The following is a 201-nucleotide window of genomic DNA, read 5'->3' on the forward strand; positions in this document are numbered from 1 at the left end:
TGACCTGCCGCTAATACGCCGCTATTATCCAATTCGCCTGACGTGGCAACGTTCGTATTTCCGCCTGCCAGCAGCATGCTTTGATTATTTAAGCCGCTTGTCGCCTGAATGGCGATATTAGCACTAGCCGTAGTACTACCTGTCAGAACGACTTGTCCGCCGCTGGTAATAGTTAGATCCTTCCCGCTGGCGATGGCTCCG

At 52.7% G+C, this 201-nt stretch carries 1 protein-coding gene; it reads right to left on the minus strand.

Translation table 11 applies throughout. The features are described 5' to 3' along the window. Positions 1-201: hypothetical protein (locus Ga0466249_RS26400; protein WP_215832446.1), on the minus strand; the 201-nt coding region annotated here is incomplete at both ends.

Origin of the sequence: Pelorhabdus rhamnosifermentans (assembly GCF_018835585.1) — a bacterium.
In the GTDB taxonomy this organism is placed as follows: Bacteria; Bacillota; Negativicutes; order UMGS1260; family UMGS1260; genus Pelorhabdus; species Pelorhabdus rhamnosifermentans.